This is a genomic window from Janthinobacterium sp. BHSEK (assembly GCF_056174685.1).
The window spans coordinates 77281-101444 of sequence record NZ_JBWBYV010000010.1 but is presented as its reverse complement, the minus strand read 5'-3'; the positions used below and the strand labels follow the sequence as shown (position 1 = coordinate 101444).

The 24164-nt window shown below is 60.4% G+C and carries 21 protein-coding genes and 1 pseudogene; 15 read left to right on the top strand and 7 right to left on the bottom strand.

Annotated features, from left to right (window positions below; all coding sequences use genetic code 11):
- Positions 1-24: 24 nt before the first annotated feature.
- The 8 genes from AC0V2Y_RS04265 to AC0V2Y_RS04230 all read left to right on the top strand — a co-directional run bounded on the left by AC0V2Y_RS04265 (position 25) and on the right by AC0V2Y_RS04230 (position 9836).
- Complete coding sequence (locus tag AC0V2Y_RS04265; RefSeq protein ID WP_070219429.1) at positions 25-279, top strand: PAAR domain-containing protein; 255 nt, start codon at positions 25-27, stop codon at positions 277-279.
- Positions 280-291: 12 nt separating this feature from the next.
- Positions 292-2886: a type VI secretion system Vgr family protein gene (locus AC0V2Y_RS04260; protein ID WP_475413984.1), complete on the top strand. Its 2595-nt coding sequence runs from the start codon at positions 292-294 to the stop codon at positions 2884-2886.
- The gene (locus tag AC0V2Y_RS04255; protein ID WP_475413985.1) at positions 2883-4751 is read left to right on the top strand and encodes a lipase family protein; all 1869 of its coding nucleotides are present in this window, start codon (positions 2883-2885) and stop codon (positions 4749-4751) included. Before AC0V2Y_RS04260 ends, AC0V2Y_RS04255 begins: the two co-directional genes overlap by 4 nt.
- A complete protein-coding gene (locus AC0V2Y_RS04250) occupies positions 4744-5859 on the top strand; it encodes a T6SS immunity protein Tli4 family protein (protein ID WP_475413986.1) in 1116 nt (371 codons plus the stop codon). Before AC0V2Y_RS04255 ends, AC0V2Y_RS04250 begins: the two co-directional genes overlap by 8 nt.
- Before the next feature lie 70 nt (positions 5860-5929).
- Positions 5930-6304: a DUF2345 domain-containing protein gene (locus AC0V2Y_RS04245; protein WP_475413987.1), complete on the top strand. Its 375-nt coding sequence runs from the start codon at positions 5930-5932 to the stop codon at positions 6302-6304.
- Positions 6301-8154, top strand: coding sequence for an esterase/lipase family protein (locus AC0V2Y_RS04240; protein ID WP_475413988.1), 1854 nt, complete (start codon positions 6301-6303; stop codon positions 8152-8154). Before AC0V2Y_RS04245 ends, AC0V2Y_RS04240 begins: the two co-directional genes overlap by 4 nt.
- A 3-nt stretch (positions 8155-8157) precedes the next feature.
- Positions 8158-9285, top strand: coding sequence for a T6SS immunity protein Tli4 family protein (locus tag AC0V2Y_RS04235; protein ID WP_475413989.1), 1128 nt, complete (start codon positions 8158-8160; stop codon positions 9283-9285).
- Positions 9286-9356: 71 nt separating this feature from the next.
- On the top strand, positions 9357-9836 hold the full coding sequence (locus AC0V2Y_RS04230) for a GNAT family N-acetyltransferase (protein ID WP_475413990.1): 480 nt from the start codon (positions 9357-9359) through the stop codon (positions 9834-9836).
- Between the two features lie 4 nt (positions 9837-9840).
- Here AC0V2Y_RS04230 and AC0V2Y_RS04225 read toward each other — a convergent pair whose 3' ends face one another.
- From AC0V2Y_RS04225 to AC0V2Y_RS04200, 6 genes are all read right to left on the bottom strand, one after another.
- Complete coding sequence (locus tag AC0V2Y_RS04225) at positions 9841-10020, bottom strand: hypothetical protein (protein ID WP_475413991.1); 180 nt, start codon at positions 10018-10020, stop codon at positions 9841-9843.
- Positions 10013-10390: a DUF2750 domain-containing protein gene (locus tag AC0V2Y_RS04220; protein WP_475413992.1), complete on the bottom strand. Its 378-nt coding sequence runs from the start codon at positions 10388-10390 to the stop codon at positions 10013-10015. The genes AC0V2Y_RS04225 and AC0V2Y_RS04220 overlap by 8 nt, the downstream gene beginning before the upstream one ends.
- Positions 10380-10664: a hypothetical protein gene (locus AC0V2Y_RS04215; protein ID WP_475413993.1), complete on the bottom strand. Its 285-nt coding sequence runs from the start codon at positions 10662-10664 to the stop codon at positions 10380-10382. The genes AC0V2Y_RS04220 and AC0V2Y_RS04215 overlap by 11 nt, the downstream gene beginning before the upstream one ends.
- 1 nt (position 10665) lies before the next feature.
- The gene (locus tag AC0V2Y_RS04210; protein ID WP_475413994.1) at positions 10666-11055 is read right to left on the bottom strand and encodes an Imm1 family immunity protein; all 390 of its coding nucleotides are present in this window, start codon (positions 11053-11055) and stop codon (positions 10666-10668) included.
- A complete protein-coding gene (locus AC0V2Y_RS04205) occupies positions 11052-12692 on the bottom strand; it encodes a SulP family inorganic anion transporter (RefSeq protein ID WP_475413995.1) in 1641 nt (546 codons plus the stop codon). The genes AC0V2Y_RS04210 and AC0V2Y_RS04205 overlap by 4 nt, the downstream gene beginning before the upstream one ends.
- A 68-nt stretch (positions 12693-12760) precedes the next feature.
- Positions 12761-13342 carry a TetR/AcrR family transcriptional regulator gene (locus AC0V2Y_RS04200; RefSeq protein WP_475413996.1) on the bottom strand — a complete coding sequence of 194 codons (582 nt, stop codon included), beginning with the start codon at positions 13340-13342 and terminating at the stop codon, positions 12761-12763.
- 127 nt (positions 13343-13469) lie between these two features.
- Between AC0V2Y_RS04200 and AC0V2Y_RS04195 the strand changes: the two genes are divergently transcribed.
- From AC0V2Y_RS04195 to AC0V2Y_RS04185, 3 genes are all read left to right on the top strand, one after another.
- A complete protein-coding gene (locus tag AC0V2Y_RS04195) occupies positions 13470-14444 on the top strand; it encodes an SDR family oxidoreductase (RefSeq protein WP_475413997.1) in 975 nt (324 codons plus the stop codon).
- A 3-nt stretch (positions 14445-14447) separates the two neighbouring features.
- Positions 14448-15323 (top strand): non-homologous end joining protein Ku, encoded by an 876-nt coding sequence (ku, locus tag AC0V2Y_RS04190; protein WP_475413998.1) that lies wholly within the window; start codon positions 14448-14450, stop codon positions 15321-15323.
- A gap of 120 nt (positions 15324-15443) precedes the next feature.
- Entirely contained in the window at positions 15444-17756 is a 2313-nt protein-coding gene (locus AC0V2Y_RS04185) for a PAS domain S-box protein (protein WP_475413999.1), read from the top strand.
- Here the strand turns inward: AC0V2Y_RS04185 and ligD are convergent.
- A pseudogene (ligD, locus tag AC0V2Y_RS04180) lies at positions 17740-20237 on the bottom strand (DNA ligase D). The gene AC0V2Y_RS04185 and the pseudogene ligD overlap by 17 nt on opposite strands.
- A 210-nt stretch (positions 20238-20447) precedes the next feature.
- Here ligD and AC0V2Y_RS04175 point away from each other — a divergent pair.
- The 4 genes from AC0V2Y_RS04175 (at position 20448) to AC0V2Y_RS04160 (ending at position 24161) form a co-directional block, all read left to right on the top strand.
- Positions 20448-20771 carry a hypothetical protein gene (locus AC0V2Y_RS04175; RefSeq protein ID WP_475414000.1) on the top strand — a complete coding sequence of 108 codons (324 nt, stop codon included), beginning with the start codon at positions 20448-20450 and terminating at the stop codon, positions 20769-20771.
- 224 nt (positions 20772-20995) lie between these two features.
- Positions 20996-21337 carry a hypothetical protein gene (locus AC0V2Y_RS04170; protein ID WP_475414001.1) on the top strand — a complete coding sequence of 114 codons (342 nt, stop codon included), beginning with the start codon at positions 20996-20998 and terminating at the stop codon, positions 21335-21337.
- A 39-nt stretch (positions 21338-21376) separates the two neighbouring features.
- The gene (locus AC0V2Y_RS04165) at positions 21377-21715 is read left to right on the top strand and encodes a hypothetical protein (protein WP_475414002.1); all 339 of its coding nucleotides are present in this window, start codon (positions 21377-21379) and stop codon (positions 21713-21715) included.
- 277 nt (positions 21716-21992) lie between these two features.
- Entirely contained in the window at positions 21993-24161 is a 2169-nt protein-coding gene (locus AC0V2Y_RS04160; RefSeq protein ID WP_475414003.1) for a TonB-dependent siderophore receptor, read from the top strand.
- Positions 24162-24164 lie beyond the last annotated feature (3 nt).

The following is a 24164-nucleotide window of genomic DNA, read 5'->3' as shown; positions in this document are numbered from 1 at the left end:
CATCCCTGGAAAAGCGAGGCAAGCATGAAACATGCGGGACGCGGCGTCATCCGGCTCGGAGACGCAACCGATCACGGCGGCAAGGTCACCAGCGCATCGTCCGGCAGCACCGTGATGGGGAAGACGGCGGCGCTGGCCGATGACATGACTTTTTGCCCGAAGTGCAAGGGCAGCTTTCCCATCACGCCGGACGGCGCCGGCGCAAAACACATGGGCAAACCGTACGCCTATGACGGCGATGCCACCGCCTGCGGCGCCCGCCTGATCACATCGCTATAAGGGAGGCAGGCCATGCATGCAAGCATCCAGGCGGCGCTATCGGCCTTCGACCTCGCCGCGCAAGAGCGGCGCCTGCTGAAGATCGATTTCCCCCATGACGATGGACCGGATGGCGCCATACTGCTGGTCAATTCGCTGACCGCCAGGGAAGAAGTATCGCGCGACTTCCGTTTCGAAGCCGAGCTGCTGTCGGACGACGCGCACATCGCGCTCAAGGCCATGATGGGCCGCATGGTGAGCATTTCCATGGTGCGCGACGATGGCACGCTGCGCCACTTTAACGGCTATGTGGGCGAATTTTGCCTGCTGCGCGCAGACGGCGGCTTCGCCTGGTACCGCATGGTGCTGCAACCGTGGCTGGCCTTTGCCCGGCTGCGCCAGGACAACGTCTCCTTTCATGGCCAAAGCGTGATGCAGCTGACCGAAACAACGTTTGCGCACTACGGGCAGCGCGACTGGAAAACCAGCATCCATGGCGACGATCCGCAGATCACTTGCGCCAACCAGCACAATGAAACCGACTACAACCACCTGCACCGGCGCTGGGAAGCCCTCGGTTGGCATTACTGGTACGAACACCGTGCCGATGGCCACACCTTGTGGCTCGCAGACAATAGCACCCTGGCGGACATGATCGCCACGGCATCCGGCGACGGCGCCATGCGCTTCCACTCCGCGTCGGGCTCCATGGAAGACGATGGCCTGCAACAATGGCAAGCCATGCGCCGGATCGGCTCCGGGCAGCTGACCTTGGCCAGTTTCGACTATAAGAATCCGCAACCACGCCTTGCCAGCGGCTACTCCCTGAATCGCCAGGGCGATGTCTTTGCGCACGAATTGTATGAAAACACGGGTGCCTATGGCTACAGGAATGTCGATGACGGGGAGTCTCTGGCACAGCGCCGCATGGAAGAAAGCGACCATCTGCGCCAGTATTTCGAGGCGGCAGGCAATCACCGTGGCGCACAGCCCGGCCTTTGCTTCCGGCTCGATGGACATTTCAGCGCCGAGGAAAAACGCTATCAGCCTGGCCAGGAGCGCCCGGACAGTATTGCCGAACGCGAGTACCTGATCCTGTCAGTGGTGCATATCGCCAGCAACAATTATCAGGCGGGCCCCAGCGCGCCATCTGACTATGCGAACACGCTCGTGTGCGTGCGGCGGGACATCCGCTGGCGCCCGGGCCGCGGCTACAACAGCACACCGTGCGTGGTTGCCGGCGTGCAGACGGCGCTGGTGGTCGGGCCGGCCGGGGAAGACATCCATACGGATGCACTGGGACGCATCCGCCTGCAATTTCACTGGGACCGCCTGGGGGAATTCGATGAACGCAGCTCGCCATGGATACGCGTCATGATGCCGATGGCGGGAGCGCAAATGGGACAGATCGCCTTGCCACGCGTGGGCCAGGAAGTCGTCGTGCAATTTCAGGACGGTAATATCGACCACCCCATCGTCATCGGCGTCGTCTACAACAGCGCCAATCCGCCGCCGTGGCAATTGCCGCAGCAGCGCGCCCTGTCCGGCTTGCGCAGCCGCGAACTGGGCGCCCGCAGCGCCAACCACCTGGTACTCGACGACACCAAGGGCGCGATCCAGGCACAGCTGCGCAGCGAGTACCAGGACAGCCGGCTGTCATTGGGCAACATCACCCGCATCGACGACAACGCCGGCCGCAAGGAAGCGCGCGGCGCGGGTTTTGAATTGGCCAGCAATGCCTGGGGCGCCCTGCGCGCTGCCAAAGGCATGCTGATCACCACCGAAGCACCGGCAGGAACTGGATCGGTCAAACAGCTCGACGAAACGCAGTCCCGCCTGGCGCAGGCACGCCAACTGCATGAGGGACTGGCCGGCATGGCCGTCGACGCAGGCGCGCAGGACAGTACCGCACAACAGGGCGCCGTGGCAGACGCCATCCAGCGGCAAAACGCCGCCATCAAGGGCAGCGGCGGCGATTTCCCGGAACTGTCCGAAGCACATCTGGTGCTGGCCAGCCCGGCAGGCGTCGAACTGAGCACGGCCCAGTCCATCCACCTGGCCGCCAGCGAGCACGTGGCGCTCAGCAGCAGCAAGCATATTTCACTCGCCAGCGGCGACAGCATGTTTGCCAGCATCGCCAAAACCTTCAGCCTGTTCGTGCACAAGGCCGGCATGAAACTGATCGCCGCCAGCGGCAAGGTAGCCATCGAGGCCCAGAATGACGAGGTGGAAATCCTCGCCCAAAAAGTGCTGTCGCTGATCAGCGAAGCGGACTGGGTCAACATCAAGGGCAAGAAAGGCGTGCGCCTGCACGGCGCCAGCCACATGCTGGAAATCAGCGACAAGGTGCAGTTCTTCACCTCCTCGCCCGTGCTCTTCAATGGCAACCTGGAAACCCTGGCGCCGAAGAGCGTGTCGCAGGAATTTAATGAACGACCACACAGCAGTTTTGACCAGGAAGTGTTGCTGGTGAATGCCGACGATACACCGGCCGTTGGCCTTGCTTTTGAAATCCTGCGCGATGACGGCAACATGCCCGGCAAAAGCGCGGAAGACGGTTCCACGCAACTACAAAAATCCACGGGCATGGACAGCTACATCATTCGCTATAAGGGAGAACTGCCATGAGCGACAACGATGAGTTGAACAAACGAGGTAATCATCCAAGTCAATTTACACAAGGTGTGGGCGGATGGGCGGAGTATGCAGTACAGATGACCAGAACCAGCGACACGGCACGCCATGAAGTCGCCAAGCCACCCGGCAAAGTGATACCGATCATTTTTCTGCCGGGTGTCATGGGCAGCAACTTACGTATGTCCAAGGCGCGGCAAAAACGGTTGGAGCGCCCCGACAATCGAGCATGGCGACCGGACGACTTGATGGGGGTGGGAGGAATGGCAGATGTTGCCGCCGGAACTGGTTTGGGCGGATGGTTCAGAGAGGCTACGCCTCAACAACGTCAATTGGTGTTTGATCCCAATGAAACAGAAGTCGAATACTACCATTACACAGAAAACAATGGGCGATTTGACGCGGAGGGACCAGAAACAATGGCTTCCGATATGCGACATCAGAATGTTCCTGACAGTCTGACACCCATCCCTCCCCTGATGGGCTCGAACAGAATCAACCCCGGCAGTCGTCCTGTTCAAGGGAAACCGCAAGCGTTCGCAACTCCAGCGCAGGTAGCGCGATGGCGCGGCTGGAGCGAAGTGCTATTTGATGGAGCTTATGGCTCCATGCTCCAACACACTGAAAAGCACATGAACAATATAGTGTTAGGCGGGAAGCTGCATCCAGTCTGGCGCGGGACAAGTGGCTTGGGTGCGTCGGTGATGAAAGATCCTTCCACGTTTGGTGGCGTATCAAGCAATCCCATAACGGAAGAAGACTTGAAAAAAATCGCGGCATGCTGGTATCCAGTTCACGCGATGGGCTACAACTTTGTGCAGAGCAATGGCGTCACTGCCGTGACAATTACCAAACGCATAAGAGGCCTGGTCAAAGGTTATCGCGAGCGAGGATTCAAATGTCATGAAGTCATTCTGGTCACGCACAGCATGGGTGGCTTGCTGGCCCGCGCCTTGATACACCCTGACTATGGAAAAATAGTCAACGATAAGGACCTGACCATACTTGGCATTTATCACAGTGTTATGCCAGCCATCGGCGCCGCCGGAGCATATAAACGCATGCGCTTCGGTTTTCAGGAAAAAGACACTACTGCGGGTGAATACGAAGCAGAGGTACTTGGCATCAATGGCATCCATGCGACCGCCATTCTGGCGAATGCTCCGGCACCGCTGGAGATGATGCCTGGCGTCGTCTACGGTGAAAAATGGCTCAGGGTGGTAGATCAGCAAGACAAAGAACTGTGGAGCTGGCCGCGCGAGGGTGCTACAGCATTGGATGCTATTTACTTGCAGCCACCGAATGCGTGGTGGCGGCTAATAAATCCAGAATGGATAAATCCGGCAAAAATAGAAGAAAAAAATGGTGGTGGTTTGATGAACGTTAATCGCAGACTAAAAAACGCGTTTGAATTTTTAGAATCAATAAAAGATACGTTCCACTCCCTTACTTATGCAAGCTACTGCGCATCACCGAAGCGTTTGAGTTATGGCAACGTCGCATTCAAAGTAATCGATGGGCTTAACAGCGGGCTACCAAATGCCAAAGAAAGACCCAAGTCACTCTCTCCTGAAAAATGGTCTCTGCACGGAGACAACGCCAAAAATGAGCTTATTGTTCAAGCTGGCCCTCAAAAACTACGATTGCGGCTAATGCCAGCCAGTGCCGCTGGCGATGAAACAGTACCCTCAAAAAATTTAGAAAAGTGCTTTAAAAAAGAACGGTTATTTATTCATGGGGTGAAAGATGGAACTGATTACGGGCACCAAGATAGCTATTCGAATCCAAATGTACTTGCATCAATGCTATATTCCATTATACAAATCGCAAAACAGCAAAGTGGACTTGATCATGTTTAGTCAAAAAAAAATTCTTTTCACCACTATTGCAATGTTTGGATTGTTCCAACCTTTCAAAGCGCTAAGTTCGATCGAGGAGAATGCCGTGTCAGAAAATATCGCTCTTACTAAACGTCTTGAAGTGCTCTTTCTAAAAACGAAATTGGCATGTTTTGGGCGCTACACCCTGCGTATACCGCAAGAGACAGAATTGATTTTTGGGGAAACATCACTACCATCAACGATTGAAATAAGAACCGATGGATTGGCAGGACGCGACAAACAAGCTCTAGAAGATATTGAACGAATAAAATTCAACAACCCCACTTCGGAAATTATCTACAATGGAAAATCCCCAGTCGAAGACATTTGGCAGATTCAATATTTTCCTGACAAATATACCAAAGATGAAGGCAATGTATATTTCAATACGTACATTACAAAAGGAAATATCACATTTACCATAGGAGACACTACTCCTGAAGGAAAAACAAGAATGGATGTCGCTGCCAAACAAATAGTTCGTGCAAATAATTTTCGATTACGCGAAGAATCTGACATACCGACCGAACCGGGAAATTGCATTCCTTACGGATTCATTAAGGGAAATAGCTATGAGGAACAGGAAATAGTTAGTGCGGGGCTGTATTTCCCCAGTTTTCCTGACGTCACATTTTCAGTAAGCTCGAATAAAAATGCATATATGGATTATTCGAGTGAATTGTATGAAAAAATGCACATTGAACTATCCCTCTTGGGCCGTATTGATATGGCCAAGAAAAGACAAGGCAATCGCTATCCCAAGCGAACCCTGCTACGCGAGGGCAAACGCAACGTCCAGCACTGGCAGGGGGAGGAATCGCTGATACGACGAACAGATGGCGTGCACGATTTTGAATGGGCCCTGGTCGGCAAACCGCGCGATGTCGCGAATCCATCTGTGCTGGAGGTGCACATGTACACGAAGGTTGCCCACAACACCGTCGGCGCCGCCGAAGCCGCGTCGCTGACGGACGAGGAGGCGATCGCATTGTGGGACAAGCTGCTGTCCGGCCTGAAGTTCCGGGTGAAAGTGCCGGGCGCGCCGCCGGGCTCGTACTACATCGATCCGGACAAGCCGGCGCAGTGACGGCCAGGTAAGCGTGGCATCAGCATAACTAGCCGAATGCAGTCATCGTACTTTTGTCCGGGAAGCCTTCATGCTCACCTTGTGTACCACCCGACCTTCCGACTTTGCCGCACAAGAGCCGCATCTGCTGAAACCAGTTTTCCTTCAGAGGCCAAATTTCTTTCCGACGACGCATATATCACTCTCGAGGCCAAGTGATGCTGGCGCTCAGGATAGCACCGGACAACAAGGCTCCGCCGCAGGCGATTTCCCGGAGCTGTCCGAACCACATTTGCTGCTGGCCAGCCCGGCAGGCATCGAACTGAGCACGGCCCAGTCCATCCACTGGGCCGCCAGCGAGCATGTGGCGCTCAGCACCGGCAAGCATATTTCACTCGCCAGCGGCGACAGCACGTTTGCCAGCATCGCCAGCTACATCATTCGCTATAAAGGAGAACTGCCATGAGCAAATGTGACGACTTGAATAAGCGCGGCAATCATCCTGCAAAGTTTAGCCAAGGCGTGGGAGGGTGGGCGGAACTCGCTGTTTCGATGACGGAAACAAAAGATACTGCTCGGCATGACGTCACCGTGCCGCCAGGCAAAGTCATTCCTGTCATTTTTCTGCCAGGCGTGATGGGCAGCAATCTAAGGATGAGCAAGGTTCGGCAAGAAGAATTGCGCCGTCCAGACAATCGGGCTTGGCGGCCAGACGATATGATGGGTGCGGGAGGCAAGACGGCGGTCCTCACAGGCAACGGCTTGGGTGGCTGGTTCAAAGATGCATCGCCACGGCAGCGTCAATTGGTGTTCGATCCCACAGAAACCGAAGTCGAGTATTACCACTATACCGAGAGCAATAGCCGCTTCGATCCAGATGGTGCGGAAACCAAAGCCGCAGATGCGCGGCATCAAAATGTGCCTGACAGCTTTACCCCCATTCCTCCTCTGATGGGAACGAACAGGATAGCGACAACATCACGCCCGAATCAAGGCAAAGCCTGCTCGTATCAAAGCCCAGCGCAAATAGCCCGTTGGCGCGGATGGAGTGAAGTGTTATTTGCTGGTGCGTACGGAACAATGTTGCGGGCTGCCGAATTGCATCTCAATAACATGATTTCCGACGGTAAGCCACATCCTGTCTGGCGTCAAACAAGTGGCCTTGGCGCACTGCTTTTGCAAGATCCAGAAAATTTTGGCGCGTCATCTGGGAAAGCCATTACCGTCAGCGATTTAAAGAAAATTTCTCCTTGCTGGTATCCCGTGCACGCGATGGGTTATAACTTTATCAAGAGCAATGGGGTATCCGCCGTCACTATTGCAGAGCGACTACGCGGCCTTGTCAAAGGCTACCAGCAACGCGGATTCAAATGTAACGAAGTCATCATCGTCACACATAGCATGGGGGGCTTGCTGGCCCGTGCATTGATACACCCCAGCTATGGAAATATGTTAGACGATAAAGATGTGAAAATTCTGGGCATTTATCACAACGTGATGCCGACCATTGGCGCCGCAGGAGCGTATAAACGCATGCGTTTTGGTTTTCAGGAAAGAGAAGGTTCCATTGCCGAAATAGAGGCCAGCATTCTAGGAATCAATGGTGTACATGCTACCGCCATTCTGGCTAACGCACCGGCGCCACTGGAAATGTTGCCAGGTGCGGCATATGGCCAGAATTGGGTGAAAATTGTAGATGCACAGGATAAAGTTTTATGGAGCTGGCCTCGCGATAAGGCCACTGCACTGGAAAGCATTTACCTTCAACCCGCCAATGCGTGGTGGAGGCTAATCAATCCAAAATGGGTAAACCCCGCAGACCTTCCTTATGAAAAAGGTGGGGGTATAGAAAGAACAATGGAGAGAATAACATCCGCTTCAAAATTTCTATCGTCCATAGAAAAAAAATTCCACCCAAAGACTTATGCAAGCTATTGCGCTTCCCGAAATTTTTTAAGTTACGGCGACGTCGTATTTAAATTAATTGAAGGTCTTCATAGTGGCTCAAATGATCCGTGGAATAAATTCGAGCCGTTACCTGAAAAATGGAAGTTACTTGAAGATGATGCAAAGGGACAACTCCTGGTCCAGGCCGGAGGTAAATTCTTAAAGTTAAGGCTACAAGCAGCTAATGCACGCGGTGATGGAACGGTGCCGTCAGACCGTTCTGCCCAGCATATCACAGGCACACTTTTCGTACATGGCACGGCGGAAGCGAACGGTTATGAACACCAGAACAGCTACGCCGATACAAATGTAATGGCATCCATGCTGTATTCCATCGTACAAATTGCCAAGACGGCAAAATGGGAGTAAGCCATGAACAATAAGATAGAGAAAACAATTTTCCTCACGATTACGGTTATTGCGATGGTATTCCTATCCGCCTACGCGAAAAAAAATTCAGCCAAGGAGATCACAATGCCTGAAAATTTCAAAATCAGCAAACGCCTGGAGACACTATTCTTAAAAACAAAAATAGTATGCTTCGGGCGCTATGCCCTAGAGGTTCCGCAAGAAGCACAACTCATATCAGGAGGGACAACAATTCTTTCGGAAATCAAGACCATACCAGGCGGAATAACAGAAAAAAACGAACGCATAGCAGAAGAAATTGAAAAAATAAAAAAAGATGACCCAACCTCTGAAATTACATACAATGGAAAAGGTCCAATAGAAAATAGCTGGCAACTTCAATACTATGATGGAGAATTCTCCAAAGAAGGCGGGCGTTTAATCTTCAAAACCTACATCACAAAAGGAAACCATATATTCATTCTTGACGGATCAACACGAAAAGGTGAAACAATAGCAGATTCCATAGAAAATCAAATGGTCCGCGCTAATAACTTACGTCTGCGCGATGAAAATGAAGTTCCCAAGGAACCTGGCTATTGCGTCAAAAATGGTTTCATGACCGATAACAAATATGATAGTCAGGAAATGGCAGATGCAGGCCTGTATTTCCCCAGCTTTCCAGACGTGACTTTTTCCATCACATCAAATAAAAATGCCTACGGTGACTATCCTCCTGCCGAATATGATGCAAAAGTACGCGGGAAATTATCATTACTTGCTCGCATCCAGGAAGCAAAAGACCAGCAAGGCAAGAATTATCCCGCTCGTACTCTGCTACGCGAGGGCAAACGTGACGTGCAGCACTGGCATGGCGAGGAATCGCTGATACGGCGTACCGATGGCGTGCATGATTTTGAATGGACACTGGTCGGTACGCCGCGCGATATCGCTTATCCAGCGGTATTGGAAGCATCCATGTACACGAAGGTCGCCCACAACATGGTCGGCGCAGCCGAAGCCGCGTCGCTGACCGACGAAGAGGCCATCGCCTTGTGGGACAAGCTGCTGTCCGGCCTGAAGTTTCGGGTGAAGGTGCCGGGTGCGCCGCCGGGTTCGTATTACTTCGATCCGGACAAGCCGGCGCAGTGACAATTGACAAACTCATGCTGGCGCCGTGCAAGCCATTGCGCTAGCATGCTCCTTTTTCCCGGAAAACCCCCATGCCCATCACCCTGCGCCCCGCCCTGCCCTCCGACATCGACGCCCTGTGGGCCCTGCGCACGGTAGCCGTGCGCGTCAGTTGCGCCACGCACTATGCGCCGGAACAGATCGACGCGTGGACGGCCTCGCCCGTGCCGGCATCGTATGGCGCCATGCTGGCTGCCGGTGGCGGCATCGTGGCGATGCAGGACGGGGCCATCGCCGGCTATGCCATGCTCGATGCGGACAAGCAGGAAGTCGATGCCGTATTCGTCGATCCCGCATACGCGGGCCTGGGTATCGGCAAGCGCCTGCTGGCGGCGCTGGAGCAGCTGGCGCGCGGGCGCGGCATCGTGCGCCTGCACCTGTCCGCCTCGCTCAATGCGGAACCGTTTTACCGGGCCGCCGGTTTTGTTGCCTTGCGCGCGGAAGCGTATGCGCATCCGAGCGGCATCAGCCTGGCCAGCGTGGCGATGGAAAAGGCGCTGGCGGCGGCCTGAACCTTCAGTCTTCTGCCGCAGCAGCGCTGGCCTCGGACTCTGCCAGGCATTGCTGCAGCTTCGCGATCAGGGCGCGCACTTCGTCGTCGCCCAGGTCCAGCGGATCGCCGTGCGCGCCGACGGCGATCAGGCAGATGGCCGAGCCGTCGTACCAGGCATCGAGGCGATCCTTGTCTTCATTCATATTGTTCTGCCTCACGTTGCAAATCCATCAATAGATCAGCCGGCGCCGCGATGGCACCCGGTCCTTGCGGCACGGGGAACACGGACGCCAGTTGGCCGTTGCCCGCCATGCCGGGCAGCCATTTGGCCAAAAGATCGTCGAGCGCGATGGCGCGGGGCTGGAAATGTTCCCACTCGCCGCCGGCGCACGCTTGCGCGAACGCCGCTTCCGGCCAGAACGGTATCGCCACCTTGCCATGGGCTTGCGCCGTGGCCCAGCCGTCATGGTGCAAACCCCATACTTCTTGCGTATCGGCCACCTTGCGCACGAAATAGCCATGGCGTTCGGCGGACGGCAGGCCCGCCACCTGCTTGAACTTTTCAGGGTGCACGGTTTCCCCCTGCCTCGTCCCATACCCGCAGCTGCGGCGTGCACCAGCCCGTCACCAGGTCGAGGGCATCCAGTATCATGTCTTCCCGCGCCTCATCCTGCGCGCCGTCCTGCGCAGACGCGCGCAATTCCTGCAGCAAGCCGGCCACTTGCGCCGCCGTCACGCCGCTGGCCTTGTAGCGCAGCAGGATGGCGCGCAGCGTCAATAAGCCTGCCCGGGCATCGAGCGCGGCCAGCAAGTCCCTGTCGATCTCGGCGATGATGGTGTGCGCCATATCAATCCGCCTCCCAGGCGATGGCGGCCGGCCGCGCGCCGCCCGTCCTGAAAAAATCGGCAAAGGCATGCTGGCAGTGTTCCACGTCCACGCACCACGCTTCCGGATATTCGTCCACCTGGCCATTCGCCAGCAGGTAGCTGCAAACGCCGTCCGCCTCCTCGTCGCCCAGCGAGTGAAAACTCAGGTCGTCCTGCCCCGACAGATACATCAGCCAGGCGTTGCCGCCATTGCGCAGCATGCACAGGGCCGGGCCCTGCTCCGCATCGGTCGCCATGGTCATCCACAGTTCGCACTGCGCCAGGGCGCGCGCGTCGGTCAGCGCCTGTTCCAGCGCAAGGATATCGTCGACGGCGCGTGCTTCGCCATGCAGGTTCAATTCCATCGTCATGTTTTGCTCCCGCTCAAATCGTTCATCGCCAGCGCCGTGCTCAGGTACAGCTTGCCGCTCAGGTCTTGCAGCAGGCTGCTCTGGCGCAGGCGGTCCATCACGGGCCCCTTCACCTCGGCCAGGTTCAGGCTGATGCCGCGCTTGGCCAGTGCGCTGTTGAGCTCGATCAAACCCAGCAAGGCCGTGCTGTCGATCTGGTTGACGGCCGACAGCACCAGCACCAGGTGGCGCGCCGTCGGATGTCCCCGCAACTCGTCTTCCACGCGCTCCGTGACGGCTTCCACATTGCCGAAGAACAGGCCCGCATCTATGCGCAGCAGCAAGACGTCGGGCAGGGTTTGCGCCTCGTAGCGCTCCACGTTGCGGAAGTGCTCGCTGTTCGGAATACGCCCCAGCACGGCGATATGGGGACGGCTGGCGCGCCAGATCAGGGTGCCCATCGACAGCAGCACGCCGATCACCACGCCCGCTTCCACGCCCAGCACCAGCACGCCGGCCGTCGTCGCCAGCAGGGCCAGCGCATCGCTGCGGTCGTAGCGCCACGACAGTTTCAGGGTATCCCAGTCCAGCAGGCTGCTGACGGCAAAGATGATGGTGGCGGCCAGCACGGGCAGCGGCAGCAGGGCCAGCCAGCCCGTGGGCGCCACCAGCGCCAGCGCCAGCAGGCCCGCCGTGATGATGCTGGCCAGGGGCGTGTTGGCGCCCGCCTGGAAATTGACGGCCGAGCGGGAAATGGAACCGGTGACGGGAAAGCCGCCCGACAGCGCGCTGGCCACGTTGGCAGCGCCCAGGCCCAGCAGTTCGCGGTTCGTATGCAGCTTTTCACCGCGCTTTTGCGCCAGGGTCTGGGCGGCGGACATGCTCATCAGAAAGATGATGAAGGCGATCAGCAGGGCCGGCGACAGCAGGGTGCGCCAATGGGCGCCCGAGGTGGCCAGGTTCAGCCCCGGCAAGCCGCTGGGCACGTGACCCGTCGTCTGCACGCCCATCGCTGCCAGGCCGCCATAGGCGACGAGCGCGATGCCGGCCAGCACCAGCGCCATCGGCGCCAGGCGCGCGCCCACATCGGCGGCCACCTTGTTCAGCCCGCAGCGCTGCAGCAGGCGCGATGCGTAGCGCTTGGCCAGCCACAGGAACAGCAGGCCGGACAGCCCCAGCACGAGGCTGGGCGCGTGCCAGTGGGGAAGCATTGCGCCCAGCAGGGGCGTAATCTGGCCCCAGATGATCAGGATGGCGGCGCCATTGCTGAAACCGCTGATCACGGGGCGCGACAAAAAGCTGGCCATGAAACCGAGGCGCAGCACGCCGCACAGCAGCAGGACGAGGCCGCTGATGAAGGCCAGCTGGGCGGCCAGCACGATATACAGGGAGGAGCCGGGGTCGGCCAGCGGCGCCAGGGCCGCGGCCGTCATCAGGGAAACGATGGCCATCGGGCCCACCGATTGCGTCATGCTGCTGCCGAACAAGGCATACAGCACGGGCGGCAAGATGCTGGCGTAGATGCCGACCACGGGCGGCAAGCCGGCTACCAGCGCGTAAGCCATGCCTTGCGGCACCATCATCATGGCGACAACGATACCGGCGGTGATGTCCCCGGCCAACAGAGGACGCCGGTATTGCCTGAGCCAAAGCAGCATGATGCGATCCCAAAATCTGAAAACCGAAGCCTATCATGCGACGAGGCCGGCTGACAGGGGGAAAGCCATCAGTCTGGCAGCAATTGCGCCTTCACGGCATCGAGGATTTCCATCGACAGCGCTTCGTCATCGACGGAGCGGGCCAGCACCATGGCGCCCACCATGGCGGCAAACGTGGCGATCGCCTGCTGGCGCCGCCGCTGAGGCGTGCCATCGGGCGCGCCGTCGGGCAACAAGCCTTCCAGCAGCGCGAACTGCTGCCGCGTGGCTTGCGTAAACACGGGGCGCGCGCCGGGCGACATGCGCGCCACGTCGACGCCCATGGCCGCCGCCGGACAGCCGCCGCCGGGCTGCTCGCGGTGCCGGGTGGTCAGGTAGCTGTCTATAATCGCCGGCAGCGCCCGCTGCGGGTCGCTGGCAACCTTCGCCCGCCAGCCTTCCAGCGATTTCTCCAGGGCGTGCTGGCACGCCTCGATCATCAAATCTTCCTTGGACGCGAAATGGCCGTAGAAGCCGCCATGCGTGAGGCCCGCGTTCTTCATCAGGTCGGCCACGCCGATGCCGTCATAGCCCTTTTCGCGGAACAATCTTGCCGCCACGTCGACGATGCGCTCGCGGTTCAGCGCCGCCTGCTCCCTGCTCACTTTCATGCTGCCCTCCTACATTTATGTCAATCATCATATAACTTTACGCCCGTTTGCGCCACTCTGTTAGCAAGCGCACCGTTTGATGCCGGCGCCGCGCAGATACTGGATCTTCGTTTCCAGGGAGGCCAGCATGAACGAAAACAAGGACCAGTCCGCCGGCAACTTGCAGCGCGCCATCCAGCAAGAGCAGGATGGCCGCGATGCCGCCAAGCCAGACCAGGAAAGCAAGCCCCCCGTGCAGACGGGCAGCCGCAGCCAGCCGGCGCCTCCCCTGCCCGCCCAGCACCTGGACAAGCCGGGCATCGAAGCGCAGATGGCATTGAAACCCCGCTTCCTGGCGCCCGACTACTGCGGCAGCGGCAAGCTGGCCGGCATGGTGGCCGTCATCACGGGCGGCGATTCTGGCATCGGCCGCGCCGTGGCCGTGCTGTATGCGCGCGAGGGGGCCGACGTGGCCATCATTTACCTGAACGAACATGCGGACGCCAACGAAACGAAGCGCTACGTGGAAGCGGAAGGCCAGAGCTGCCTCTTGATTCCCGGCGACGTGCGCGACCAGGGCTTTTGCCAGCAAGCCGTCAGCCAGGTGCTGGACAAGTTCACGCACATCGACGTGCTGGTGAACAACGCCGCCTTCCAGGAACACGCCGAATCCCTGCTGGACCTGAGCGAAGAGCGCTTCGACCTCACCATGAAGACCAATGTCTACGGCTACTTTCACATGGCCAAGGCCGTGCTGCCCCATTTGCAGCGGGGCGCGTCCATCATCAACACGGGGTCCGTGACGGGTTTGCAGGGCTCGAAACACCTGCTCGACTATTCCACCACCAAGGGCGCCATCCATGCGTTCACCATGGCGCTGGCAGGCAACCTGCTGGACAAGGGCATCCGCGTCAACGCCATCGCGCCCGGCCCCGTCTGGACGCCGCTCAATCCGGCCGACAAGTCGCCCGAGGAGATCCAGAAATTCGGCCAGGACACGGACATGCGCCGCCCGGCCCAGCCCGAGGAACTGTCGCCCGCTTACGTCTTCCTGGCCTCGCCCGCCTGTTCCAGCTACATCAGCGGCATCGTCCTGCCCGTCACCGGCAGCGTGGGAGACTAGCCGATGGCGCGCGCACTGTGGAAAGGCGCCATCAGCTTCGGTCTCGTGCACATCCCCGTCGAGCTGATTTCTGCCAGCCTCGACCATGAACTGGACTTGTCCATGCTGGACCGGCGCGACTTCGCGCCCATCGGCTACAAGCGCTACAACAAGCAGACGGGCAAGGAAGTCGAGTGGGACGACATCATCAAGGGCTATGAATACAAGACGGACGAATACGTGGTGCTGTCCGACGAGGATTTAAGGCAGGCGAACGTGAAGGCCACGCAAACCATAGCCATATTGACCTTTGTCGATGCGGCGGAGGTGCCGCTGACCTTTTACGAGCACCCGTATTACCTGCTGCCCGCCAAGGGCGGCGAAAAAGTCTATGCCTTGCTGCGCGAAACCTTGCGCAAGGCCAACAAAGTGGGTATCGCCAGCGTAGTCATGCGCACCAAGCAGCATTTGTGCGCGCTCGTCTGCGTGGACGACGCCATCGTGCTCAACACCCTGCGCTACGCCGATGAGCTCCGCGCCACGGACGACCTGGACTTGCCCGCCAGCAACCTGAAGGCGGCCGGCATTTCCGACAAGGAACTCAAGATGGCCCTGTCGCTCGTGGAAGGCATGAGCGAAGCGTGGGAACCGGAGCAATACCACGACAGCTACCGCGAAGACGTGCTGGCGCTGGTCAAGAAGAAAATCAAGGCGAAACAGACCAAGACCATCACCCCGCCCGCGCCCGCGCCGGAAGAAGAGCACGGCAGCAATGTGATCGACCTGGTCGCCCTGCTGCAGCAAAGCCTGGGCAAGAAGGCGCCCGCCGCGCCGGCACGCAAGCGGACGGCCTCGTCCCCCGCCCGCAAAGCGGCGCCCGCCAGGCGCAAGGCGGCCTGAAACGCAATACTCGGCCCGGGAGCAGCGTCAATAATACAAATGCATTGACTTTGATCAAGCTTCTCGCTACGTTATGCACAGGCCTGCCAGCCGGCAAGCCCTGTCTCGCGTGCGGAAAAAATGGATGCCGAGTTAGATCAGCTTATCCTCAGCGGCGCCCCTGGCGGCGTCGTCATCACGAACGAAGAGCATGCCGTCGTGCGCTGGACGGTGGGTGCCCAGCGCATCTTCGGCTATGCCAGCGACGAGGCGCTGGGCCGCACGCTGTGGGAGCTGATCTCTCTGCCAGGACAAGCGGAAGCGGCCCTGCTGATCGACGAACAGCTGACCCTGCACGGCAGCTACGACCGCGAATCGCTGCGGCGGCGCAAGGATGGCGAACTTATCCACGTCGATGTGGCGTGCCAGGCCGCACAGGCCGGGGCGGATGCCCCCCGCTACCTGATTTCCACCATGAAGGACACGACCTTGCTGAAGGCGGCGCGCGACGCCCAGTTCGTCGAGGTACGCTATCGCGTGCTGTTCGAATCGACGCCGGACAGCGTCATCATGGTCAATGCCACGGGCGCCATCGTGCTGGTCAACCAGCAGGCGCAGCGCCTGTTCGGCTACGCGGAAGGCGAATTGAACGGCAGGCAAATCGATAGTCTGCTGCCGCAACGCCTGCGCCATTCGCACGTGGCGCACCGCGCCCGCTATTTCGACCAGCCCCGCACGCGCACCATGGGCGCCGACCTGGAATTGCTGGGCTTGCGCAAGGACAACGTCGAGTTCCCCGTCGAAATCAGCCTCTCGCCCATCCAGACGGAGATCGGCACCTTCGTCATCAGCGCCATCCGCGACGTCAGCGACCGCCGCCGGGCCGAGCAGAAGTTCCGCGGCCTGCTCGAATCGGCGCCGGACGCCATCGTCATCGTCAACGGCGACGGCGAAATCGTGCTCGTCAACTCGCAGACGGAACGCCTGTTCGGCTATTCGCGCGCGGAGTTACTCGGACGCAATGTGGAAGTGCTGATCCCGGCCCGCTACGCGCACGACCATCCGCGCCACCGCCATGCGTTTTCCACGGCGCCGCGCGCCCGCTCCATGGGCGCAGGGCTGGAACTGTATGGCTTGCGCCGCGACGGCACCGAATTCCCCGTCGAAATCAGCCTGTCGCCGCTGGAAACGGACGAAGGCGTGCTCGTGTCGTCGGCCATCCGCGACATCTCCGAGCGCAAGCGCATCGAACGCACGCTCAACGAACAGAAAGTCGAACTGGAGCGGGCCAGCCAGGCGAAGGACCGCTTTCTCACCAGCATGTCGCACGAGCTGCGCACGCCGCTGAACGCCATCCTCGGCTTTGCCCAGCTGCTGGCCAACGAAGCCCTGCCCGCGACCGTGCTGCAAAAACGCACCTTCGTGCAAAACATCGTCACCTCGGGCCGCCACCTGCTCACCCTGATCAATGAAATCCTCGACCTGGCGAAGATCGAATCAGGCAGCCTGAGCCTGTCGATGGAAGCGGTGACGCTGCCCGGGCTGATCGAGGAAGTGCGCGTGATGGTGGAAGAACAGGCGCAGCAGCGCCAGATCCACCTGATCTTTCCGGCCTGCGACGCGCTGACGCTCAGGGCCGACCATACGCGCCTCAAGCAAGTGCTGCTGAACCTGCTGTCGAACGCCATCAAATACAACCGCCCGGCCGGCAAGGTGGAGCTGGAAATTTCGCAGCCCGATGCGCTGTGCGTGCGCATCGCCATCCGCGATACGGGCAAGGGGCTGGACGACGCGCAGATGGCCGAATTGTTCCAGCCGTTTAACCGCCTGGGGCAGGAGGCCGGCAGCGAAGAAGGCACGGGCATCGGCCTGGTCGTCACCAAGCGCCTGGTCGAACTGATGGGCGGCCGCATGGGCGTGCACAGCTGCCTCGGCGTGGGCAGCGTGTTCTGGATCGAACTCGACACCATGGCCGCGCCGCCCGACAGCACGCCGCTGGACACGGAGGGGCTATCCGAGCCTGCCGGCGAAACCGGGGACGAGGTCAACGGCCAGGCCCTGCTGCTGTACGTGGAAGACAATCCGGCCAGCCTGCGCCTGGTGGAAGACATCGTCAGCTTCCTGCCCCATCTGCGCATGATCTCGGCCACGGACGCGCGCCAGGGCATCGCGCTGGCGCTGGAACGCCATCCCGATGTCATCCTGATGGATATCAACCTGCCCGGCATGAATGGCAACCAGGCGCAGCGCATCCTGCGCAACGATCCGCGCACGGCGCACATTCCCGTCATCGCGCTGACGGCCAACGCCATGAAGGACGACATCCGGCATGGCCTGGCCGCGGGTTTTTTCCGCTACCTGACCAAACCCGTCGAGATCGCCCTGCTCAACGCCGCCATCGAAGAAGCCCTGCAACTGGCGCGCGCCACCCTGCCATTCAAGCCGGAGGAGTAAAGGCCAGCTTTTTCATGGCCGCATCGAGCCCTTTCGCGCTGCGCGCATAGCCATCCCACGGCCCGTTGCCCACGTCGAGGCGGCTGTGGACATTACCCACGTTCCATTGATCGCCCGCCTTCAGCTGGTCGAGTTCCTCCCAGGCCAGCGGCACGGAAATGCCCAGCCCCGAACGCGTGCGGGCCGACCACGCGCACACGGTGGTGGCGCCCCGGCCGTTGCGCAATAATCGATGAAGATCTTGCCGACCCGGTTGGACGGTCCGCTTTTCAGGACAAAGCGCTGGGGAATCAGCTGCGCCATGTGCGCCACGATGGCTTGCGAAAACGCCTTGACGGTATCCCAGTCGTGTTTCGGGCGGATCGGCACGACCACGTGCAAGCCCTTGCCGCCGCTGGTCTTCAGCCAGGCGGGCAAGCCCAGTTCCGTCAGGAAGGCGCGCAGCAGCACGGCCGCTTCGCGGATGGCGGGCCAGGCCACGCCCTTGCCCGGGTCGAGGTCGAACACCAGGCGGTTCGGCGTGTCGTAGGCGCCGGCCAGCGCGTTTTGCGTGTGAAATTCCACCACATTCCACTGCGCCGCCGACAGCAAGCCCTGTACGCTGGCCACTTCCAGCATGGAGGCATGCTCGGGATCGAGGCCGGGGTCGAGCTGCCGGACGCCGGGCATGGCGGACGTGTCCGCATGCTTCTGGAAAAACAATTCTCCGCCCACGCCGGCCGGCGCGCGCACCAGCGACACGGGCCGGCCCCGCAAATGCACGAGCATCAGCTTGCCCACCAGCGCGTAGTAGCGCACCAGGTCGATCTTCCTGGCGCCGCTGTCCTTGTCGATCACCCTGTCCGCATGGCTGACCTTGAAACTGGCCGGCAGGACGCCGTCCAGCGTGGATGTGTTCTGCATCGTCTTCTCCCCGTCGATCCGCTGTGGCCGCTCGCGCACGATGGCGGCCGGCTGTTTGTCCGCGCGCAAGCCGTGAAAGACGGCGTGGCGCACGGCGCCGCCGCTGGTCCATTGCGCAAAACCGACCTCGGCCACCAGCTCCGGCTTGACCCAGATGGGCTGGCGCACGCCGCCCGCCTTGCCCGCGAACGGACTCGTCTCGATGGCCAGGGCGTCGAGGCGGTGCCGCAGGTCGCGCAAGGCCGCATCGTCAAAGCCGCTGCCCACATTGCCCGCATAACGCAGCTTGCCCTGTGCATCGTGCACGCCCAGCAACAGCGAACCGATGCCTTCACGCGCGCCCTGCGGCGCCGTGTAGCCGCCGATGACGAATTCCTGGCGCAGCCCGCATTTGAGCTTGATCCAGTCGCCGGATCGCCGCGTGACATAGGACGAGCCGCGCCGCTTGCCGATCACGCCTTCCAGCCCCAGGCGGCAGGCGTGGGCCAGCAATTGCCGGGGCTTGGCGTCGAGCGCGCCGCTGAAGCGCACCAGCGGCGAGGCGGGCAAACTCCGCAGCAGCTGTTCCAGCAAGGCCCGGCGCGCCTCGACGGGCTGGCCGCGCAGATCGTGGCCGTCGAAATACGGCACGTCGAACAGGTAATACACGATGTCGCTCGTCGTTTCCGCATCGAAGGCGCGCTGCAAGGCGCCGAAATCCGGGTGGCCGCCGGCGTCGTTGACGACGATTTCGCCGTCATACCAGCCTGGCGGCAAGCCCAGCTGCTCCAGCGCCTGGCGCAGCTTCGGCAGTTTCGCCGTCCAGTCGTTGCCATTGCGCGTGATCAGGCTGACCCGTTCGCCATCGCAACGCGCGAGGATGCGGTAGCCGTCAAATTTCACCTCGAAAATCCAGTCTTGCGCGTCCGGCGGCGGCGCATCGACGAGGGTGGCCAGCTGCGGCGACAGGGTGGCGGGCAGCCTGACGGCGGGCGCTGCCGCCTGCTCCGCGCTCTTCCCGCGCCTGGGCATGGCCTGGTGCTTGACGCTGTCGGGGAATTCGTCGACGACAGAAAATTCCAGCGCCGGCCGGGCATATTCGTCTTTTTCCTTGATCAGCAGCCAGGCGGGCTGCTTTTCGCTGCGCTTGTCTCCCTTGCCCTTCATGCGCACCAGCACCCAGTTGCCGTGCATCTTGTGGCCGTAGAGGGTGAATTTCAGCTCGCCGGCCGCCAGCGCGGCGCGCGCATCGGGCGTGGCGGACTGGGCCTGCCAGGTGCCCTTGTCCCAGATGATGACCTTGCCCGCGCCATACTGTTTTTCGGGGATCGTGCCTTCAAAACCGGCGTAGGCAAGGGGATGGTCTTCCACCTGCACGGCCATGCGCTTGTCGCGCGGGTCGTAGCTGGGCCCTTTCGGCACGGCCCAGCTTTTCAGCGTGCCATCGAGCTCCAGGCGAAAGTCATAGTGCAGACGGCTGGCCCAGTGCTTCTGGATGACGAAGCTGAGCCCGTCGCCCGCCGCCTCGCCACCCTCCGCAGGCTCGGGCGTGGCGGCGAAATTGCGCTTGGCTTGATAGGTTTTCAAGGCGGCTTTCATGGCGGACCCATGCGGTGACGATGGCATCGAGTCTAGGCCGCCGCGGGCCGTGGCGCGGTACGCCAGCTAACAGAGTGCCTGCCCCGGCAAATGTAAGTGTTTGTAATTGACAGAAAACCTGTCAACGCAATTGCCGGACGGCGCGTTTTTGCCTCAGTGACAGGGGATTGATCTCCTGAACTACAACCCCACTTCTCGAGGAACTGCATCATGAAAAAACGCACTGTCAACATTGTCGCTACTCTGATCGCCGGCTTGTTCGCTACCGCAGCCTTTGCTCAAACGCCAGCCGTGCCGGCCAAGGCCGAAGCCAAGCACACCAAGGAAGTGGCAAAAGCGGAAGCCAAGGAAACCAAGGCCGTCGTGAAAGCCGATGCCAAGGAAGCCGCCGTCGCCGCCGATGCGAAAGCCGATGTCGCCAGCGCCAAGGCCGATGCCGCCGCCACCAAGGCCAAAGCCCATCACAAAGCGAAAAAAGCCAAGGCCAAGGCTGCCGAAGACAAAGCTGAAGCGACCGCGGCAGCAGCCAAATAATCCCCTCCGCGCGATTTTTTGCGCCACGAAAAAAAGACAGCTTCGGCTGTCTTTTTTCGTTTTCATGTACGCATCACGCAACAACAGCCGATAAAACACCTGATTGTAAGAAAGTGTAAACAAGGTCAACGGCAAGCTTCCGGGGCGCGTTTTATGCTCAGTGACACGGGAATCATCCCGGCACCAACAGACGTACCAGACAAACCACCACTGAGGACTGCACCATGAAAAAAGCAATTTTTACCCTGATCGCCGGCCTGTTCGCTACCGCTGCCTTCGCCCAAACGCCTGCAGCGCCAGCAGCCCCGGCAGTGCCCGCCAAAGTGGAAGCGGCCCACACCAAGGCCGTCGTGAAAGCCGATGCAAAGGAAGCGCAAGCCGTCGTGAAAGCGGACGCGAAAGAAGCGAAAGCCGTCGTCGCCGCGAAAACGGAAGTCGCCAGCGCCAAGGCGGAAGCGGCCACCACCAAGGCCAAGGCCCACCACAAAGCCAAGAAAACCAAAGCCAAGGCTGATGCCAAGCTGGCTTCGGCCACCGCTGAAGCAGCGCCGGCAGCAGCCAAGTAATCACCCAGACAATCGCTTACCACTCTCCAGGACAATACAATGAAAAAAGTTATCGCCACCCTCGTCGCCAGCCTGTTCGCTACCGCAGCCTTCGCCCAAACCCCTGCCGCCCCGGCAGCACCGGTTCCCGCCAAGGCGGAAGCGGCCCACACGAAAGCCGTAGCAAAAGCGGAAGCCAAGGAAACCAAGGCCGTCGTGAAAGCCGATGCGAAAGAAGCGGCCGTCGTCGCCGATGCGAAAGCCGACGTGGCCAGCGCCAAGGCCGACGCCAAGGTCAGCAAGGCCAAGGCCCATCACAAGGCCAGCAAAGCCAAAGTGAAAGCGGACGCAGCGAAAGCGGCAGAAGCCGTTCCGGCGGCGCCAGCGCCAGCGAAGTAATCGCGGCAGTGACCACGGGAGCGCTTCCGCCGGGTCTGCGCTTCCGTGGTGGCTTCGCCCCATTACCAAGGACAGCTTCGGCTGTCTTTTTTTTCGCGCCCGGCAATGGTTGCGCGTGACCGGCAATTACGGCCGCCAGCAGGAAGCACCCGCGTAAAACCATGTAAAGATGTAAAAAAACAACGCTTTTCAGTCACAAAAAGGCCCCATTCCGGCGACTCCTCAAATAGAATTGAGAATTATTCTCATTCTCATCCTTGATTCAGGAGCCGTTTCAATGCCAGGTCGCACCGTCCTTTCCGCCGCACCGTCCACCCCATCCTCCCCCTCCGCGCTGTCGTTGCGCCCGCTGGCCCTGGCCATTTCACTGGCGCTCGGCGCCGGCATGGCGCATGGCGCCGACGGCGCCCCCGCCGATGACGCTGGCGAAGATACGCCCGTGATGCAAACCATTACCGTCACGGGCAGCAGCGACGCGAACGCCTACACGGCGCGCAAAAGCGCCTCGGCCAGCAAGTTCGACCTGTCGCTGCGCGAGACGCCGCAGGCCGTTTCCGTGGTCACCCGCGCGCAAATGGACGATTTCAGGCTCGATAGCGCCAGCAAGGTGCTGGCGCAAACGACGGGCGTGACGGTGGAAGCGGTGGAAACGGACCGCAGCTATTACACGGCGCGCGGCTACGACATCACCAACTTCCAGTTCGACGGCGTGGGCATTCCTTTCGTCTTCGGCAATGTGATGGGTGACCTCGATACGGCGCTGTTCGAGCGCGTCGACATCGTGCGCGGCGCGAATGGCCTGATTTCCTCGACCGGCAATCCGTCGGCCACCGTCAACTTCGTGCGCAAGCGCCCGACCCAGGGCCTGGCCGCTGCCGCCGGCGTCACGCTGGGCTCCTGGAACACGCGCCGGCTCGATGCCGACGTGTCCACGCCGCTGGGCGCCGATGGCAAGGTGGCGGTGCGCTTCGTCGCCGCCCACGAGGAAGGCGATTCCCACCTGGACCGCTACTCGCCGCGCAAGGATGTCGCCTACGCCATCGTCGAAGCGAAGCTGACGCCGGACACCCGCCTGGCCGTGGGCCACAGTTACCAGAACAACCTGGCCAGGGGCGGCATGTGGGGCGCCCTGCCCGTCGCCTACACGGACGGCACGCCGACCGACTACCCGGTTTCCGCCTCGACGTCGGCCGACTGGTCGCGCTGGAGCATCCTCAACAACAGCACCTTCGCCGAACTGGCGCACCAGTTCAATGCCGACTGGCGCGTGACGGCCACCGCCACCGACAACCGCTCCACCTCGGATTCAAAGCTGTTCTACGTCTACGGCACGCCGGACAAGGCCACGGGCAACGGCTTGTTCAGCTACCCTTCGCGCTATGCCTCGGCCAACAAGCAGCGCCTGCTCGATGTCGCCGCCACGGGCGAATTCACGCTGGCCGGGCGCCGGCATGACCTCAGCATGGGCCTGGCCTGGTCGAAGTCCACGCTGGACGACGTGTCGTATTATGGCCGCGGCATCGGCACGGCCCTGCCGAACGGCACGGCCTTCGACGGTTCCTACCCGGAACCGCTCTTCGATGCATCGACCAATGGCAGCGCCTACAAGGACGAACGCAAGAATGCCTACCTGGCCGCCCGTTTCAACCTGGCCGACAATGCCAAGCTGCTGGCGGGCGTGAACACCGTCAAGGCCGACAGCACGGGCAGCGCGTACGGCGTCAGCCAGGCCAAGTCGCAGAGCGACACCACGCCCTACGTGGGCCTGGTGTACGACATCGGCCGCCATGTGTCCGCCTACGGCAGCTATACGGAGATCTTCAACCCGCAAAGCAGCATCGGCCGCACGGGCCAGACCCTGGCGGCGGCCACCGGCAAGAGCCTGGAAGCGGGCTTGAAAAGCGACTGGTTCGACGGCCGCCTGAACCTGTCCGGCGCCCTGTTCAAGACGCGCCAGAAGAATGTGGCCGAAGCGGCCGGCACCACGCCCGACCTCAAGACGTTCTACAAGGGCGTCGATTCGAAATCGCAGGGTTTCGAGCTCGATGCCTCGGGCGAACTGGCGAAAGGCTGGCAGGCGAACGCCGGCTATGCGCAGCTGCGCATCCAGGGCGACGACGGCCAGGATGCGCGCACCTTCATCCCGCGCAAGCGCTTCCACCTGGCCACCACCTATCACGTGCCGGCGGTGCCGGCGCTGAAGGTGGGCGCCAGCCTGACCTGGCAGGACGCCATCTACAACAAGGTCGACGACGGCACCACCCTGCACCAGGGCGCCTACGCGCAACTGGGCCTGATGGCCAGCTATGCCATCAGCCGCAACGTCAGCCTGTCGCTGAACCTGAACAATGTGACGGACAAGAAGCACCTGACCAGCCTGTACTGGACCCAGTCGCTGTACGCGGCCGGCCGCAATGGCAGCGCCACCCTGAACTGGAAATACTAGGGA